This is a genomic window from Campylobacter concisus, from assembly GCF_003048675.2.
Taxonomy (GTDB): domain Bacteria; phylum Campylobacterota; class Campylobacteria; order Campylobacterales; family Campylobacteraceae; genus Campylobacter_A; species Campylobacter_A concisus_F.
In genome coordinates, this window is sequence record NZ_CP060707.1 from 1397176 (window position 1) to 1415186 (window position 18011).

The 18011-nt window shown below is 41.2% G+C and carries 18 protein-coding genes; all 18 read right to left on the bottom strand.

What is annotated here, in order from left to right; genetic code table 11:
- Window positions 1–142: 142 nt before the first annotated feature.
- The 18 genes from CVT00_RS07010 to hemL all read right to left on the bottom strand — a co-directional run bounded on the left by CVT00_RS07010 (window position 143) and on the right by hemL (window position 17865).
- Entirely contained in the window at window positions 143–961 is an 819-nt protein-coding gene (locus tag CVT00_RS07010) for a pyridoxamine kinase (RefSeq protein ID WP_107914549.1), read from the bottom strand.
- Between the two features lie 3 nt (window positions 962–964).
- Window positions 965–1879, bottom strand: coding sequence for a radical SAM protein (locus CVT00_RS07015; RefSeq protein WP_107914551.1), 915 nt, complete (start codon window positions 1877–1879; stop codon window positions 965–967).
- Window positions 1869–2891: a uroporphyrinogen decarboxylase gene (gene hemE / locus CVT00_RS07020; RefSeq protein WP_107914553.1), complete on the bottom strand. Its 1023-nt coding sequence runs from the start codon at window positions 2889–2891 to the stop codon at window positions 1869–1871. Before hemE ends, CVT00_RS07015 begins: the two co-directional genes overlap by 11 nt.
- Before the next feature lie 92 nt (window positions 2892–2983).
- Complete coding sequence (locus tag CVT00_RS07025) at window positions 2984–3490, bottom strand: YqhA family protein (RefSeq protein WP_107914555.1); 507 nt, start codon at window positions 3488–3490, stop codon at window positions 2984–2986.
- 93 nt (window positions 3491–3583) lie between these two features.
- Complete coding sequence (locus CVT00_RS07030; RefSeq protein WP_107914556.1) at window positions 3584–4609, bottom strand: aspartate-semialdehyde dehydrogenase; 1026 nt, start codon at window positions 4607–4609, stop codon at window positions 3584–3586.
- Window positions 4610–4679: 70 nt separating this feature from the next.
- Entirely contained in the window at window positions 4680–5834 is a 1155-nt protein-coding gene (locus tag CVT00_RS07035) for a sigma-54-dependent transcriptional regulator (protein ID WP_107914558.1), read from the bottom strand.
- A gap of 12 nt (window positions 5835–5846) precedes the next feature.
- Window positions 5847–6239: a hypothetical protein gene (locus tag CVT00_RS07040; RefSeq protein WP_084041423.1), complete on the bottom strand. Its 393-nt coding sequence runs from the start codon at window positions 6237–6239 to the stop codon at window positions 5847–5849.
- Complete coding sequence (locus CVT00_RS07045) at window positions 6215–6715, bottom strand: LPP20 family lipoprotein (protein ID WP_087582583.1); 501 nt, start codon at window positions 6713–6715, stop codon at window positions 6215–6217. Before CVT00_RS07045 ends, CVT00_RS07040 begins: the two co-directional genes overlap by 25 nt.
- A gap of 44 nt (window positions 6716–6759) precedes the next feature.
- Entirely contained in the window at window positions 6760–9381 is a 2622-nt protein-coding gene (gene gyrA, locus CVT00_RS07050) for a DNA gyrase subunit A (RefSeq protein WP_087581027.1), read from the bottom strand.
- A gap of 88 nt (window positions 9382–9469) precedes the next feature.
- The gene (locus tag CVT00_RS07055; protein ID WP_107914560.1) at window positions 9470–10294 is read right to left on the bottom strand and encodes a CheR family methyltransferase; all 825 of its coding nucleotides are present in this window, start codon (window positions 10292–10294) and stop codon (window positions 9470–9472) included.
- Complete coding sequence (locus tag CVT00_RS07060; protein WP_021092891.1) at window positions 10284–10850, bottom strand: CheB methylesterase domain-containing protein; 567 nt, start codon at window positions 10848–10850, stop codon at window positions 10284–10286. Before CVT00_RS07060 ends, CVT00_RS07055 begins: the two co-directional genes overlap by 11 nt.
- Window positions 10851–10884: 34 nt before the next feature.
- Window positions 10885–12585 (bottom strand): methyl-accepting chemotaxis protein, encoded by a 1701-nt coding sequence (locus tag CVT00_RS07065; protein ID WP_107914562.1) that lies wholly within the window; start codon window positions 12583–12585, stop codon window positions 10885–10887.
- A 66-nt stretch (window positions 12586–12651) separates the two neighbouring features.
- The gene (locus CVT00_RS07070; RefSeq protein WP_223227339.1) at window positions 12652–12918 is read right to left on the bottom strand and encodes a FlhB-like flagellar biosynthesis protein; all 267 of its coding nucleotides are present in this window, start codon (window positions 12916–12918) and stop codon (window positions 12652–12654) included.
- The gene (locus CVT00_RS07075) at window positions 12915–14561 is read right to left on the bottom strand and encodes a flagellar hook-length control protein FliK (protein ID WP_107914564.1); all 1647 of its coding nucleotides are present in this window, start codon (window positions 14559–14561) and stop codon (window positions 12915–12917) included. Before CVT00_RS07075 ends, CVT00_RS07070 begins: the two co-directional genes overlap by 4 nt.
- A 3-nt stretch (window positions 14562–14564) precedes the next feature.
- Window positions 14565–15809, bottom strand: a complete 1245-nt coding sequence (locus tag CVT00_RS07080; protein WP_107914566.1) for an MFS transporter — start codon at window positions 15807–15809, stop codon at window positions 14565–14567.
- Window positions 15799–16317, bottom strand: coding sequence for a hypothetical protein (locus CVT00_RS07085; protein WP_230853735.1), 519 nt, complete (start codon window positions 16315–16317; stop codon window positions 15799–15801). The genes CVT00_RS07080 and CVT00_RS07085 overlap by 11 nt, the downstream gene beginning before the upstream one ends.
- Window positions 16301–16582 (bottom strand): AtpZ/AtpI family protein, encoded by a 282-nt coding sequence (locus tag CVT00_RS07090; RefSeq protein WP_107914570.1) that lies wholly within the window; start codon window positions 16580–16582, stop codon window positions 16301–16303. Before CVT00_RS07090 ends, CVT00_RS07085 begins: the two co-directional genes overlap by 17 nt.
- The gene (gene hemL, locus CVT00_RS07095; protein WP_107914572.1) at window positions 16582–17865 is read right to left on the bottom strand and encodes a glutamate-1-semialdehyde 2,1-aminomutase; all 1284 of its coding nucleotides are present in this window, start codon (window positions 17863–17865) and stop codon (window positions 16582–16584) included. The genes CVT00_RS07090 and hemL overlap by 1 nt, the downstream gene beginning before the upstream one ends.
- Window positions 17866–18011 lie beyond the last annotated feature (146 nt).

Below are 18011 nucleotides of genomic sequence, written 5' to 3' on the forward strand. Positions count from 1 at the left end.
CTCCTTGATCAATATTTACGTAATTATTCAACTTTTTATATAAAAGTAAAATTAATTTAAATAAATCTGAAATTTTGTTTTAACTATGTCACTTTGAGGGGTTATAATGACACAAATTTAAATCACCTCCTGCCATAAAGTGCTAAAAATTTCTAAGCAATTTTTCAAACTGCACACCATATCTTGTGCGATTATCATCTTTTAGCGTGATCTTGATGCTTTCAAGCACAAAATTTGCTGCCTTTTTGATAGCATTTTGCATGCTTTCGCCATTTATGAGCGAGCCAAAAAGCACTGAAGCGAAAATGTCGCCAGTGCCACTTGCATGAAACGGTAAATACTCATGAAAATACTCCACTTTTTCTTTCGTCTTTGCGTCATATGCTATGATGCCACACTCATTTTGCTTGTATCTAATGCCCTTTAAAACGACTTTTTGCGCACCAAAACTAGCCAAGCCATCAAGCAGCTCCAAAATGTAATCCTCGCCGTATCCCTCGCTTAAAAATGACTTTTCACACATAAAACTTGCCTCAGTTATGTTTGGCGTGATGACGTGAGCCTTTGTGCAAAGCTCCCTCATCTTTGCCACAAATTTCTCATCAAAGCCGTGATAAAGTTTGCCATTATCGCCCATACAAGGATCTACAAGCCTTAGCAAAGAGCCGCTATCAAATTCAGCAAAGACCTTCTCTATAAGCTCAAGCTGCCTAAAACTACCCAAAAATCCAGTGTAAATTCCATCAAAGCTGATGCCCTCTTTGTGCCAAACCTGCGTTATAGCGTCAAATTCATCAGTCAAATCACGAAAAGTGAAATTTTTAAAGCCAGTGTGTGTTGAGAGCAGTGCCGTTGGCAAGATGCACGCCTCGATGCCTTGGGCGCTGATTATGGGAAGTGCGACTGTGAGCGAACATTTGCCCACGCACGAGATGTCTTGTATAGTTAAAATTCGCTTCATCTATCATCTCAATTTATAAAATTTAACGCCAGCGACGTTAGTTTGAAAAACCACGCCGTCTTGCAAAAGGCTGTTTAAAATTTGCTTTGAGTGCTCTGAGAAATTTTCTTCGACATTTGCCGTAGTTTGCGGACGGCGCTCTAGCATGGCTAAAATTTCGCTCTTATTAAATTCATACTTTTGCTCTATCTTGTGAGCCCTAGCTATGGTGACTGGCACGCCTTTTATCTTGCTTGCTAGCTCTTCAAGCCTACTAGCATCAACGCCTTTTACATTGTAAGCTGGCGGGCGATCTATCGTGCCCACATCCACTCGGTGCGGAGCTATCTCATTTATAGCCTCATTAAGCGCTATAAATTCCTCTTCTTTGTCGTTAAATCCAGCCACGACCAAAATTTCAAGCACAAGCTCGCCATTAAATTCCTTGCGAAATTTAGCCATTGCTTTTACAAGCTCGCCAACTTCTATGCCACTTTTGTTGCGGTCTATCTTTTTAAATGTGCTTTGCACAGCGCTATCAAGGCTAAATTTAACTATATCAAGCCCTTGCAAGGCTTCACAAATTTTTTGATCTCTTACGCCTGAGCCGTTGCTTAGGATGAGAGTTTTTGCCTTGCCTTTTATCTCATTTACTTTTTCCACCAGCTCTTTTAAGTGCGGATAAAGAGTTGGTTCGCCATTTGCTGTAAGCGTGATGACATCGATGTTTTGATGAACTTTTAAAGCTTCTTTTAAAGCGCTTATGATTTCATTAACACTTGGTGGATTTTCTATCTCTTCAACTGGCTTTGCGCCCTTTAGCTCGCAATAAACACAGTTAAAATTGCATGATTTTTGCTTTGGGCTTAGATCGATGCCAAGGCTCATGCCAAAACGGCGCGAATTTATCGGCCCAAAGACGATAGTGCTATCTTGCACTTTTTCTTTGAACCTCTTTTATGAAATATTTTGCGTTTTCAACTGGCACATCTGGCAAGATCCCATGACCAAGGTTGAAAATGTGCGGTGCGCCTTTCATCGTGCTTAAAATTTTATCAACTCCCTCATCGATCGCTTTTTTGCTATATAGCCTTGTTGGCTCCATGTTGCCCTGAAGGACGTATCTTGGGCTAAGTTTTTCTTTCGCTAGTTCGATCGGCGTGCTCCAATCAACTCCAAAAACGTCAAATTTACCTGAAATTTTATCCAGATATCCGCTTATACCTTTTGGGAAAACGATGACTGGGATCTCTGGAAACTCAGCCTTTACGCTATCAACTATTTTGTTTATATAGTTAAATCCAAACTCAAAATATGCCTGCTCTTCAAGTGCAGCCGCCCAGCTGTCAAAAATTTGCACCGCATTTACGCCAGCTTTTATCTGCTCTTTGACGTAAAGGATGAGCGCTTGCGTCACTTTTTCTAAAATTTGATGTAAAAATTCTGGATTTTGGTAGAGCATTTTTTTGCAGACCGCATAGTTTTTGCTGCCGCCACCCTCTATCATATATGTAGCTATCGTCCACGGCGCGCCACAAAAGCCAATGAGCGCCTTATCTTTAGCCAAATTTTCTCTTGTAAGCTTGATCGTGTCATAGACGTATGCTAAGCTTTTAACCGATCTTTCGATACTAAGCGCATCAAGTGCGGTCTCATCACGCAAAGGCTTTGTAAAAACTGGTCCCTCGCCCTTTTCAAAGCGCAGATCCATGCCCATTTCAAGAGGCACGACAAGGATATCGCTAAACAAAATGGCCGCATCAACGCCAAGAATTTCAACTGGCTGAAGCGTGACCTCGCTAGCCTTTTTATAGTCTTTACAAAGTGATAAAAAGTCCCCTGCTTTAGCTCTTACAGCCATATACTCTGGCAGATATCTACCAGCTTGGCGCATCATCCAAACAGGCGTATATTGGGTCGGTTTTTTCAAACAAGCGTCTATGAAAATCATCAAATTTCCTTTAAATTTTTAAATGGATATTATCCAAAAATAGCTAAAGAAAAGATGTAGGAGAAATTTTAAGCGTAAAAACGCTTAAAATTTTAGTGATCTCCCTTGTGAAGGAAGTAAAGTCCAAGGCAAAGCGCTAGGATAGAAGCCGCAAGATAGGCCATCTCAAGCGGTGTTGTGAAGTTTGCGTGAAGCACTCTTTGGAAGAAATTTACGATTAAAACCATGACGATCACTTTGCCAAGCTTGTCTTTTAGCTCATCAAGCGAATGCACTTCAAGCACCTTGCTCTGCTTTGACTGCTTTAGCTGTGTGATCTCTGAGATGAAAAGCTCGTAAATTCCGAAGCTAAATATATAAAGAACAAGCGCCATCAAGTATAGATCGATCGCTCCAACGACCTCACCAACGACCTCTGAGTGGAAATTTTCAACGTGAAAATCTGCAGCGAAGAAATATTTATAAACCTCTAAAAGCACCTTGCCGACATCATAACTTGCGATGATGAAAAGCACGATCGCACCTAAAAGTCCAAAGATCACTGGAAAAAGCGTGAAGCTGTTGCTTGCAAGCAAAATTCTCTCGAATATTTTACGCAATAAAAACCCTTTTTATGAAATTTAAAAAAGGGGGTATTTTATAGTTTTTTCCTTAAATTTTAGGCGCAAAATCGCAATTAATTTTAGTGCAAACTACTCATGCATCGTGGTCCATTTTTGTGCGATCCTGACGGCATTTGTCGCAGCTCCAACGCGGATCTGGTCGGCACTGCACCAAAGGTGAAGCACATTTGATCTAAAGTTATCAACCCTGATCCTGCCAACATAAGTCTCGTTTGTATCGCTTGAGATAGTAGGCATCGGATACTCTTTTTTTGCTGGATTATCGACTACGACGACGCTTGGAGCTTTGCTTAAAACCTCTCTTGCCGCATCTGCGCTCACGTCCTTATCAAAGTGGATAGTGATCGCCTCAGAGTGGCTTCTAAGCACTGGCACACGCACGCAAGTAGCGCTCACTTCGATATCTTTGTGAAGAATCTTTTGCGTTTCATTGACCATTTTCATCTCTTCTTTTGTATAGTCGTTATCCAAAAAAACGTCGATGTGTGGGATCACGTTTAGCGCTAGGCGGTGTGCAAAGACCTTTGGCTCGCACTCATCAAGCTTAAATTCAAAAAACTTTTGCATCTGCACAACAAGCTCCTCCATACCCTCTTTGCCAGCGCCACTTGCTGCTTGATAGGTAGAAACATCGACCCTGTTGATGCCAAAAGCGTCGTTTAGGGGTTTTAAAATTTGAACCATTTGGATGGTTGAGCAGTTTGGATTAGCGATGATGCCGCGGTTTTTCCACATAGCGATGTCGCTAGGATTACACTCAGGCACGACAAGCGGGATATCTTTATCCATCCTAAAATGGCTAGTATTGTCGATAACTACCGCGCCGCTGTCGGCTGCAAATTTGGCAAATTTCTCTGAAACTGAGCCGCCTGCGCTAAAAAATGCGATATCGATCTCGTGCTCGCTAAAAACTTTCTCGGTTAGCTCTTTTACTTTGTAGTGTTTGCCCTTAAATTCGATCTCCATGCCAACGCTCTTTGCACTTGCAAGTGGCAAAAGCTCACCAACTGGGAAATCAACCTCCTCCATAACTCTAAAAAGCTCTTCGCCTACCGCTCCAGTAGCACCAACGACCGCTACGTTAAATTTTCTCATCTGCTCTCCTTGGTTTCTTTTAATTTTCTTAATTTGCATAATTTTACTAGCCAAAAACTTAAATTTTTACCTATTTTTTACTTCTTGCTTGCAAAAATAGATCTTTTGGTAAAATTTCATCGCCCTCGCTTAGTATCGCCGCACGCTGCACGACCGAGATGAGCTCTCTTATGTTGCCTGGGTAGTCATAGCCCAAAAGCTCCTCTTTGGCTGCTTTTGAGAAATTTTTAGCCTCAAAGCCATACTCTTTGCAGCATTTGTCCAAAGCATCCTGCGCGATAGGTAAAATTTCGTCTTTTCGCTCGCGAAGTGGCGGTATAAAAAGCGGGATCGTGTTTAGGCGGTAGAAAAGATCCTCTCTAAACCTGCCCTCTTTCATAGCAAGCTCTAAATTTGCATTTGTAGCGCAGATGATGCGAACGTCTATCTTTTCGCTCTTTGTAGCACCAAGCCTTGTTATCTCGCGCTCCTGCAAGGCACGAAGCAATTTTGGCTGTAAATTTATAGGCATCTCGCCGATCTCATCTAAAAATAGCGTTCCGCCATTTGCCAGCTCAAACTGCCCTTTTTTGGTAGTCGCTGCGTCTGTAAAGGCGCCCTTTTCAAAGCCAAAAAGCTCACTTTCTATCAAATTTTCAGGGATCGCAGCCATATTTAAAGCGATAAATGCCGCATCTTTTCTAGGTGAGTTTGCGTGGATAAATTTAGCAAAGACCTCCTTACCAACGCCACTTTCGCCACTAAGCATGACTGAGGCGTCTGTTCTTGCAGCTTTTAGCGCGATATTTAGCGTGGCTTCAAGCGCCTTTGAAGTGGCTAAAAAGCCGTTATTTTCGCTTTTAGTTTCAACTTTTTTTATGCTTTTTGGAGTTTTTTGTTTTAGCGTCTCTACCCTTTTTATCGCTTCATATAGAGTTGAGACGTCAAATGGCTTGGTTAAAAAGTCCTTCACGCCGAGCCTAACGCTCTCGATCGCCTTGTTAAGTGTGGCGTTTCCAGTCATTATGATGACGTCAAATTTGCCATTTAACTCTTTAATGAACTCAAGTCCGTCCATCTTTGGCATGTTTATATCAGTGATTATTAGATCAGCGTCGTCGCTTAGCTTTTTTAGAGCTTCAACTGCGCTCTTGTAGCTTTTAATGTTTAGCTCTTCATACTCGCCAAGTGCGATCTCAAGCGACTTTCGCATATTGATGTCATCTTCTACTATGACGATATTCATTTGATCTCTTTTTTATTGAAGTGTGCCGATGATAGCGGATTTTGGCTTAAATTCCACCATAAATCTAACTGGCAAAATTTTCAAATTTGAAGCGTTTGTGACCTGTGCATTTTTGACATTTAGCTCATTTTTTATCATCACTTTTTTTAAGGCAAAGCAGTCAAAAATTTCATCTTTGTGTAAATTTAAAAAGCCAAGAGTTGTGGTATTTTCATCTTTAAAAGCGTCTATTTGGCAAAGAAATTTTGGTTTTGGATTAGGTGTTAAAGTCATCGCCTTTGAAAATGAAATTTCCTCAAAGGCAACTATTTGATTTTTCGTATCGACCTTCGCCCAGAAGATAAACTCCTCCAGGCAAAAGGCGAAATTTAAAAGTATCGTTAGTAAGAAAAGACTTCTCGCCACTTATCTTCGTCTATCTTAAGCTCCATATTTACCTTATAAAGCCCGTCTTTGAAATTTTCATTCACGATCCTTGCATTTTTGACAAGACCTTGAACCTTTGAAGTGATAGATGAGTCGTTTAGCATCGCATCTCTTACGGTGTCTTCAGCATTGATCTTTACGCCGTAAAGCTTGCCTGCAAGCTGCGAATAAGCATCAGCCATCGCCGCTCTTTTCGCAAGTGTAACAGACTGAGCGTATGAGAGCGAATTTAGCGGAGCTATGCCCTCGCCTGTGGCTCTAAAAGTGGTCTCTCTTGGAGCGCTATCATATATCATCTTCTCTTTTTTCATCACCTCTCTAAGATCGTCTTTATCGACCTTTTGGATGACTACGTTGCGGTTTGATGTGCTAGTTGGCTCGCCCATAAAGCCATTAAATGAGCAACCACCAAAAATAGCAACCATCAAAGCAAAAGATAAAATTTTAACCTTCATAAACAACCTTTTTTATGCTTTTATTTAAAATTTAATAGCAAAATTTATTCCAAAAGCCCCATATCTTCGCTTGGTGCTTCATCCTCATCTTCGCCATCATCTGCCTTAGGGCATCTTGCAATACTTACAACATCATCGCCATCTACATTTACCACGATCACGCCGCTTGTGTTACGTCCTGCTTTGCGGATGCTTTGCATATCAACTCTTATCATCTTGCCGCTTGATGTTAGAGCCATCAGATCTTGCTCTTCATCAACCATCACAACGCCCACTAGATCGCCTGTTCTGCTTGTTAGCTTCATGCAGATGACGCCTTTGCCGCCGCGGTTTGTCAAGCGGTACTCGTCAGCGGTTGTTCGCTTGCCGATACCTTTTTGAGATATGCTTAAAATTTCTTGGTCATTGCTTTCGATGACTGCTGCACCTACGACCTCATCGCCTGGCTCTTTAAATTTAATGCCAGTTACGCCGCGTGCAGTTCTACCCATTTGGCGAACCTTGCTGATCTTAAATTTAAGACACATACCCTTTTTAGTAACGACAAATAGCATTGTCTCATCGCCTGAGTTTGCGTCTTCTTCGGCATTTACACTATCTTCGTCGATCTCGTTTTGAAGCTCTTCAACTTCAAGCACCTCTGTCTCAACGCTTAGCTCGTTTTCAGGATCGGTGACCGGCATATCATCGTATGTTTGAGCGATGAGCGCAGTTACTAGCTCGTCGTTCTCATCGAGGCTTATAGCTCTTACGCCAACTGAGCGGATGTTTTTAAATTCGCTTAAATTTGTGCGTTTTACGATGCCATTTTTAGTGAAGAACGCTAGCGATTTGCTCTCGTCAAAGTCAGTCGTTGGGATGATCGCTTTGATCTTCTCATCAGGCTGCAACTGGATCAAATTTACAACTGCTTTGCCCTTTGCTGTGCGGCTTCCCTCTGGGATCTTATAGACTTTTAGCCAGTATAGCTGTCCGCGGTCAGTCACAAACATAAGCGTATCGTGAGTATTTGAAGTAAAGAAGCTCTCTATAAAGTCATCATCATATGTTGTGACCGCTACTTTGCCCTTGCCACCACGTTTTTGCTTCTCATACTGCTTGCTTGGCACACGCTTGATGTAGCCGCGGTGAGTTATGGTTACGACCATATTTTCATTTGGTATGAGGTCTTCAATGTCGATATCATCGTAGTCATCAACGATCTCAGTCACTCTTGGTACTTTAAATTTATTTTTGATCTCAAGAAGCTCTTCTTTGATCAAATTTTCAAGCAATGTCTCGCTCTTTAAAATTTCATCAAGTCTTGCGATCTCAGCCATAAGCTCGGCTAGCTCGGCCTCTAGTTTTTCTCTCTCTAAGCCTGTAAGCTTGCTTAAACGCATATCAAGGATAGCGTTTGCTTGAAGCTCTGAGAGGTTAAATTTACTCATCAAGCCTTCTCTAGCAACCGCCGTATCAGCACTATTTCTAATAAGCTCGATCACCTCGTCGATATTATCAAGTGCGATCTTTAGGCCCTCTAAGATGTGGGCTCTTGCGCGTGCTTTTTCAAGCTCAAATATCGTCCTTCTAATGATAACGGTTTTTCTGTGATTTAAAAATAGCTTAAGTAGCTCGATAAGGTTAAATACCTTTGGCTCTTTGTTATTAATAGCAAGCATAATAACGCCAAAAGTGCTCTCCATCGTGGTTGATTTAAATAGGTTGTTTAGCACGATGTCACTCATAGCGTCGCGTTTTAGCTCGATGACTACACGGATGCCGTCCTTGTCAGACTCATCTCTAACCTCGCTGATGCCATCTATCTGTTTATCTTTTACAAGCTCAGCGATCTGCTCGATGAGCCTTGCTTTGTTTGTTTGATAAGGCAGCTCGTCGATTACTATGACATCTTTGTTTGGCTTTTTTTCTATGTGAGTTTTGGCTCTTAGTTTGACCCTGCCACGACCTGTGCGGTAGGCCTCTATGATGCCCTTTTTACCAAAGATGATACCGCCAGTTGGGAAGTCTGGACCTTTTATAAATTCCATCACCTCTTCAAGTGTCGCCTCTTTGTTTTCAAGAAGTAGCAAAAGACCGTCTATTAGCTCATCAAGGCTGTGTGGCGGGATATTTGTCGCCATACCAACAGCAATGCCGCTTGAGCCATTTAATAATAAATTTGGCACACGGCTAGGCAAAACATCTGGCTCGACCTCTCTATCATCGTAGTTTGGTACAAAATCAACCGTGTCTTTGTCGATATCTTTTAAAAGCTCTTCAGTAAGCATAGTCATTCTAGCTTCTGTATAACGCATCGCAGCTGCGCTGTCGCCGTCAATAGAGCCAAAGTTTCCTTGTCCATCAACAACTGGATAGCGCATAGAAAATTTCTGAGCCATACGAACAAGTGCGTCATAAACCGCTGTGTCGCCGTGTGGGTGGTACTTACCGATGACTTCACCGACGATACGAGCTGACTTCATATAAGCACTTCTGCTGCCAACGCCTAGGTTATCCATAGCGTATAAAATTCTTCTATGAACTGGCTTTAGTCCGTCTCTAGCGTCAGGCAAAGCACGTCCAACGATGACGCTCATAGAGTAGTCAAGATAGCTATTTTTTATAGAATCTTCGATATCAACTGAAGCGATATCTTGAGTTAATTCAAGTAGATTGTCTTTCATTTTTATCCTTAAATTTAGCTTGAGGGATTTTAGCTAAAAATTGATAAAAACTTGCTAAGGGCAAAGCGGCTTGGGTTAAATTTAACCCTTAAGCACGCTCATAATATGTAGCTCCGTTTGAAAAACGCTTTGTGTAAAGTGGGGTGTATGGCACAAGATCAGCGTGTCCTGCGTAGAGCCTCCCCTCTGGTTTAAGTAGCTTGTGCAGCCTCTCGACGCATTTTAGTCTAAATTCGTCGTCAAAATATATCATCATATTTCTTGAAAGGACGATGTCAAATTTACCAAGATTAAACATCGCATCGTCAAAAACATTTAAAATTTTAAACTCACACCTTGGTAAAATTTCTTTTTTGATGAAAAATTTGTCATCTTTTTTTATAAAAAATCTCTCCTTTTGAAACTCGCTTAGCCTATGTAAGCTCCTCTCGCCATAGCTTCCGACGCTACAAGCTTGTATGGCTTCTGAGTTTATGTCGATGCCAGTTAGCTGGATATCACTTTGTTTAAGACCAAATTCATAAGCAAGCATAGCAAGCGAATAGACCTCATCGCCAGTTGAGCAAGGCGCGCATAAAATTCTAGCCTCCCCAAGCTCTTTTGCGTAGTAGATCACGTCTTTTAGCTGTGCTAGCTCTCTATAAAAATATGTCTCATTTACGGTGACTAAATTTAAAAGATCTTGCCTAAACAGCGTGTCAAATCTTATCATCGAAACTAGATCTTTAAAGCTTTTTATCTGGCGATTTTTGGCAAATATACTAACTCTTTGCAGAGTGATGTCCCTCTTTGGCTCCAGATCGACCCCGCAAAGCGTCTTTATAGTGCTCATAAATTCGTTAAATCCATCCATGTCGCTTGGTGCTTTTGCCTCTAAAACTTCGCTTTGTTTATCCACTTTGTTAAAAAGCATTTAAAAACTCCTCAAGCTCTTTTCTTATCATCATTAAATTTAACGATTTTAAATTTTGATTTAGCTCCTTAGCACGCTTTGGCATGCCATAAACTATGGCGCTCTCTTCGTTTTCAGCTATGCATTTTGCGCCTGCTTTGTAGAGCTTATCAAGCCCAGCTGCACCATCATCGCCGATGCCAGTTAGCAAGATCGCAAGTAAATTTACATTTTTGGCGATCTGTGTGCCTGAGTTAAAAAGCACATCGACATTTGGCGTATATATCGTTTTTATCTCAGGTTGTGGCTTTGCGCTAACTGGCAAAGTCGCTGAAATTTCAAAATTTTGATCACAGATATAGACGATATTTTCTCTTAAATTTGTCTTTTCGCTTAAAATTTCAACATTTATGTTGCACTCCCTGCCCATTTGCGTGACAAATGAGTTTATAAACATCTTGTTCATGTGCTGAGCGATGACGACCATCGCACCATTTAAATTTATATCTTTTAATAGTTTTTTTATATGACCTGGACCTCCTGTTGAAGCCCCTATTAAGACCAGTTTTTGAGCCACTAATTGCCTTTAAATTTAAAATTTACTACACAAATCAAGTTCTAAATTCGCCAAGTTTTGCATTTAGCGTATCTGTCATCTTATTTAGGTGCTCAGCAGCTGAAGCTATCTCTTCTACGCTTCTTGTGCTTTGAGATGAAATTTGACTTATGCCCTCCATGCTTTTTACTATATCGTCAATATCCTTGCCAGTCTTTATATAGTCCTCGATAGTTTTATCAGATAGTCCTATGGCTGATCTCATGATATCGCTCATATCTCTTATGGTGTTTTGCGCGTTGTTTGCCACGCCTGTTAGCTCGCTTATTTGCTTAGAATTTATACTCATTTGCTCGCTGCTTTCATTTATCGCTTGAACGATGACATTGATAGTTGCGTTTATCTCTGTTAGGCTCTTTTGAGTGCGCTCAGCAAGCTTTCTAACCTCATCGGCAACGACTGCAAAGCCACGTCCATGCTCACCTGCACGTGCCGCTTCAATGGCAGCGTTAAGAGCTAGTAAATTTGTCTGATCTGCTATGTCATTGATAACCACAAGCACTGATTTTACCTGCTCGGCATCACGGCTAAGCTGCTCGATCTTGCCAGCCATTTGATTTTCAATATCAGATGTCTGAGCGATCTCTGAAGATAAATTTGAGATGGTATTTAGCGTCTCATCAACGTAGCTTAGCGCCTTTTGAAGATCATCTTTGCCGCCTTTTGCAACTTCGATTGACTCTTTCATATATGATTGTATCTCAGTGCAATCCTTCCCAGCGTCCTCAACTATTTTACTTGAGTTTTCTACCCCGCGACCAGTTTGGACTGAGGTTGAGCTAAGCTCGTTTGCGATGGAGCTATTTTCATTTGAGATATCTTTTGCCTCCGAGATTAAAACCCTTACTTTTTCTATAAATTTATTTATGGCTTCGCTGGCTTTTGCTATCTCATCTTTTCCTACAACTTCTAGTTTTCTTGTTAGATCGCCATCGCCGCTTGAGAGGTTTGTAGCTCGCATGATTAGCTCATTTAGCGGTTTTGTGATAGAAAATTTAGAGTAGAGCATGGCAACTATTAGTGAGATGATTAAAACTACTACGGCTATGACGATGAAATTTGTAGTGTTTGCCTTAGCGTCATCTTGCATGGTAGCTGAAATTTTATCTATCTCTTTATACATGCCCTCAAGATCAACAACAGACATCAAAAGCACATCCTCATGAAATAAATTTAGCTTCTGCCCGCGCGCTATCTTTCTTACGATATTGCCATCCTTTGACTTCGCAACAAAATTTACAAAGTCTCCATTACTATTTTGCTTAGCCTTTTCGATAAGCTCTTTTACATATTTATAGCCATTTGCATCAGTTGCATCAAGCCTATTTTGTCCATTAAATTCAGGTATACCAGGGTTTGCAATAACCACACCATCTATTGTTGAGAGACTAAAGTAACCAAGCTTACCATCACCAAATCTAGCCCTTGAGAGATAGTCGATGATATCTTCTTTCTGATCTTCTATGGTCTCGTTTGCGTCGTCATAGACCTCTTGAATTTTTAGCAAAATGTTTGAAACAATATCCATCTCTTCACTTAAAGCTGCCCTTTTATCGGCTAAGACCGTTTCAGTTAGCTGTTTGGTAGAAAATTCTATCGCTTTGTTTTGCTCGTAAATGTTTAGAAAGACTAAGATGGCTCCAAGCACCAGTAGGGACGAGACGATCATCATCGTCACTTTTGATGAAATTTTCATAATACCTCCTTTTTAATGTTTAAATTTCCTTAATTTTGAGATTATAGCACTATTAAAGTGCAATATTTACTTTTTATTTGTAATCTTATATAAAAAGCTAAATATCTCGGCCACCGCTTTATATAAATTTGGCGGTATCTCTTGATCGACCTCGACCTTGCTTAAAATTTCAATGAGATCAGGATCCTCTTTGATCGGTATGTCATGCTCTTTTGCAAGGCTTATTATCTTATTTGCTATCTCGCCAGCACCGCTTGCAAGCACCTTTGGAGCGTTATCTTGCGATCTGTTGTAGCCAAGAGCGACGGCTTTTTTCTTATTTACTTGCATCAAATTTTCTTATCAAAGCCCACATCAAGGCCGCCAAAATTTTTAAATCTATCGTTTAGCTTCACCTTTGGCAAGGTTTTGATGTTAAAATTTGAAACGATCAGTCCAAGCTTTGAGATAGCCTGCTTTAGCTCGCTTGAATTTCCTAAGATAAGCTCTTTAAACTCATTTGTCTGCGTTGCCACCGATAGATCGATATAGCGTTTATCCACAAGTCCAACCATCACATTTATCTGTCCAAATTTCTTAAAATTTAGATCGATCTGGGCATAAAATTTATCCTTTTTGCCCTGCTTAAATGCGACATTTCCGCCCTCCACGCCGTCCCAGATATAAGGCATATAAGTTTGTATGCCTCCTTGCAAGCTTGAGACCATTTGGTGCATCTCTATTTGCGAGATCATCTTGTTTGCAGCATTTACAGTTTGGGCGTTTTGACTCTTTTCGCTTATGTTTAAAAGCGTGCTTTTTACATCTTGATTTAGCACCTTTGAAATTTCACTCTGGCTCTTTGTCGTGATGTTGTTTATGTCGTTTGTAGCAAGTTTTAGCTGTTTTAAAAGCGCCTTACTCTCAGTTAGATCGCTTTTAGCTGTGCTTGCTTCTGGGTCTGCTAGGCTAAGGCTGTGAGCTAGGCGTCTGGCCGCACTTTGGAGCTTATCTTGTAAGCTACCCTCTTTCGAGACGTCGCTAACCTCATTAAATGCCTTTACAAGTCCAGCCTCATCGCCTATGTTATTTAGCATTTTTAGATCTTTTTTTAGGCTCTCAAGGATAGCTTTTAGCTCTTTGTGATTTGAGCTAAAAGCCACACTTTGATTTAGTTTTTCACTCGCTAAATTTCCTACCTTCTCGCTTAAATTTGAGATGAAATTCTCCATCTTACTGGTCTGATTTTTAACAGCGTCTGCACTTTGCTCTTTTGAGAAGTTTTTATCCAGAAATTTAGCCACATTATCAAGCTTATCCACATCTTTTAAAAGCGTTTTTATGCTTGAGTTATCAAGGATGTTTTTAGCATCACCGCTCGCTTTTTCAAGCATAGAAGTAAGCTTCATAAATGAGTTTTGATTGTCCAAGCTCTCATCATTTAGAGTTAAAATTTGACTAAGTAAATTTTGATTTGAGAGATTTTTTATATCGCTTAGTAGCTTTTGTATCGAGCTTGGCAGCTTCTCTGGAGTAAGCGCATCTTTTAAATTTGCTTCAAGCATGACACCAGAGTTTTTGATCTGATCATTTAGCGAGCCAGCTTTTAGATCGGCTATTGGCTTTAGAAATTCTTTTAGTTTTAGAGCAAGGCTCTTTATCTCAGGGCTTTCATTTTGCGCCGCTTCTGCCTCTAAGCTTTTTGCAAGGTCTGAGAGCTCGCTAGCTAAATTTGGAGCGATCTTCGTATCTTTTGCCTGAGATAAAATTTGCTCAGCTTTGCTAAGACTTGAAGCGCTTTTTAGATCATCAAGCACCCTTGCAACTAGCTTGCCAACGTTATCAAGGGCATTTGAAACGCTCTGTTCGCTTGGCGTCGCAGCTGGCTGATTTTTAAAAAGTGAACCCTCGTTTTTACGGACAGGCGCGTTTTGGGTGGCGTTTTGCCCAGTTTGAACCGAGGTGTTTGATATGTTTAGAGAATTTGCTACGTCCATTTTCTACTTTTTATTTTCTCTATCGGCAAAATTGCCATTTTGCTGAATAGTAGCGATCCCAGCCGTCCTTGCAACGAGCCTGTCGTTGTACTCTTTTCTCATGTGCTGTGGTATAGTCTTTTGCGTTAGTGCAAATAAAATGAGCCCAACATAAAGCACCAAATAGACATAGATAAAGCCAAATGCGCCAAAAATTTTCATCGCATAGCTCATAAGAAGCGGCGAGAAAAGTGAGGCAAAAGAGTAGCTAAAAAGTAGCGCACGTGCCACTTGGACGCTCTTTGTCTTGTCTGTGATCTCGTCATTTGCCCTAGCAAGCGAAAGTCCGTATGTGCAAAAAATTCCGCCGCCAAAGAAAAATGAAAGTATGTATTGAACGATCAAATTTGAGCCATTTAGCAAAAAGAGTGCTGCGCTAACTAATGCCACGGCGCTGCAAAGCAAGAGCGCTGGGCGTCTGCCATATTTATCTGAAAAGCCTCCGATAAATGTTTGAGCTAAAAAGCCCCCAGCCATCGCTATGGTCATAAAAAATGACGCCTCTTTTGCGCTATATCCTTGAAGCAAGACAAAGAGGCTTGCCATCGAAAAAAAGCCATTTATCGCTAAGCCAGCAACTAGCGCTCCCACAAGGGCAAGTGGGACGATGCCAAAAATTTTAGGGATGTTTATAGGTTGGCGCTGCGGGATTTGAGGCTGGTTTATGCGGATTAAATTTAAAGGTATGCTTGAGAGCATGATAAAGGCTGCGCTGATGATGAAAATTTCAAATGCGCTAAGATCAAGCGCTAAGATCAAAATTCCAAGTCCAAAGCTCGTGTAAAAAACGCACTCGTAAAAAGCGATGACGCGCGATCTTATCTTGTTTGGGATCTTAGCGTTTAGCCAGCTTTCTATAACCATCAAAAGTGCGTAGTAGCAATATCCCAAAAAGGCTCGCAATATCGCCCAAAATATCAAATTTTCACTTATGGCGTGAAGCATGGCTGAGACTGCAAAGATAGCTGAAAAGATAGCAAAAGCTCTGATGTGGCCGGTGGTTGAGATGATCCTGTGCGCTGTGATCGTGCTAATTAACGCTCCTATGAAAAATCCAGTGTTAATTAGTCCAATCGCAAGCTCGCCTACGCCATTTTGCTTAAGTAGCGCACTACAAGAGGCGATAACTAGGCCGTTTCCTATAAAAAGCAGGCTCATGCCCAAAAATAGCGGTCCCATCGAGCGAATGATCCTAAAACTACTTGCCATCTGCGTCCTTTCTTAAATTATTTTGCATTATCCCAAAGATAAAAGCTCCAATAGGCATCGGAGCAAGCCCCACTAAAAAGCCAGGCACGTTTAGTAAATTTTCATTTTTTAAAAATATAAATCCAAAAAAAAGTATCGCATACGCAACCAAGCGATAAGGCATAAAGGCTGCCACAAAGCTTCTATCTTTAAATGAAAATTTCTGCTTTTTTAGCCTTGCTTTTTCATCTTTTAGGCTAAATTCTTTTGCCTCATTCTGGGGCAAAATTTCATCATCTTCTTCGTCCTCTTCTTCTATCTTGGCTAAAATTTCATCTCTTGCATTTTCTAGCCTTGAATTTATGCGGTTTTTATAGGCAAAAAAACTAGCCGTTAGGATGATAAGCGAGGCAAAAAATGAAATTTGCGAGCTTATAAAAAATTGATTTGATATAAATTTGCCAACCACGCTAAGGGCTAGCCAAAGCGCAAAGTAGCAAATAAAAAGCCTGCTAATCGTCCTCGTCATCATTGTCTTTTGTGTAGCCTTTATACCTTGTCTCATCCTTTAGCTCATCTAGGCTTTTAACCTGCGCTTTATAGGCTTTATAGACATTTAAAATGGCAGCTGCGATGCCAATGGCAAAGCCTATCCAAAGCGCTGGCGTGAAATTTGTAGCCTTTTTTACAAGATATCCTAGCCCAGTGCCAAGCAAGATCGCAACTACGATTGAAACGCCAAGGCTTAGCTGCTCAGCCCCTGCTACGATATCTTTTATCTTAAATTTTGCCATTAAGCTTTTATCTCCAAAAATGCCTCTTTAGCTGCATTTACCGCTAGATCGATATCAGCTTCACTCATCGCATCGCAGATAAATCCAGTCTCAAACTGACTAGGTGCAAGATAAATTCCACGCTTAAGCATCGCTTGGTGAAATTTAGCAAAGAGTTTTGTGTCGCTCTTTAGCGCATCGTCGTAGTTTTTTACCACGTGATCTGTAAAAAAGTAGCCAAACATAGAGCCACGAACCTCGGTTTGAATGGCGATGCCAGCGCTTTTTGCTGCCTCTTTGAAGCCTTCCATTAGTTTTTTAGCTAGTTTTTCAAGTCTAGCGTATAAATTTATGTCGCTATTTATCTTTGAAATTGCCGCTATACCAGCGCTCATCGCCACTGGGTTGCCACTTAGCGTGCCTGCTTGATATACTGCACCCTCTGGACTTAAGCAGTCCATTATCTTGGCCTTACCACCAAATGCAGCGACGTTCATGCCTCCGCCTATAACTTTGCCAAATGTGACAAGGTCGGCATCTACTTCGTGAAATGGATATGAGCCAAGGCGAGAAGCTCTAAAACCGCTCATAACCTCATCAAGAATGAGCACTGCGCCAAATTTATCGCAAAGCACTCTAAGCTCACGTAAAAATTTCTTATCAGCTGGCACAAGCCCCATATTTCCAGCGATAGGCTCGATTATGACGACGCCTATTTTGTCTTTGTTGTTCTCAAAAATGGCTTTTACGCTCTCTATATCGTTGTAAATAGCTAAAAATGTATTTTTCACAACGTCTTGTGGCACGCCGCCGCTTGAAGCGTTGCCGTATGTCGTAGCGCCACTTCCTGCTTTGATAAGAAGTGCGTCGCTGTGTCCGTGGTAGCAGCCTTCAAATTTGATAAGTCCGTCTTTTTTAGCATATCCTCTAGCCACTCTGATAGCGCTCATAGTAGCCTCCGTGCCAGAGCTAACGAAGCGAATTTTATCTATTTGTTTAAACTCATCACATATTAGTTTTGCTAGAGCGGTCTCTTTTGGAGAGGGAGCGCCGTAAGAGACGCCTTGTTTTACAGCAGAGATGATCGCCTCTTCGATATCTTTGTCGCAGTGACCAAAGATGAGCGGACCCCAGCTTTGGATGAAGTCAAGGTACTTTTTGCCCTCGACGTCGTATAGATAAGCTCCCCTAGCGTGATCTATCATCACAGGCTCGCCACCAACGCTGCCAAATGCGCGCACTGGTGAGTTTACGCCGCCTGGGATATATTTTTTAGCTTCGCTAAATGCCTCTTTATTTGTCATTTTTTATCCTTTTGATTTTGTGTTTTTAAATTTGTCTTTTGATTATCTTTTTGATTTATTGCTGGCTTTGCTGGTGACTTTGGTGCCTGCGTGTTAGCTGGCTTTGCGGGCTCAGCTGGTTTTGCAGGAGCGCTCTTATCTGGCTC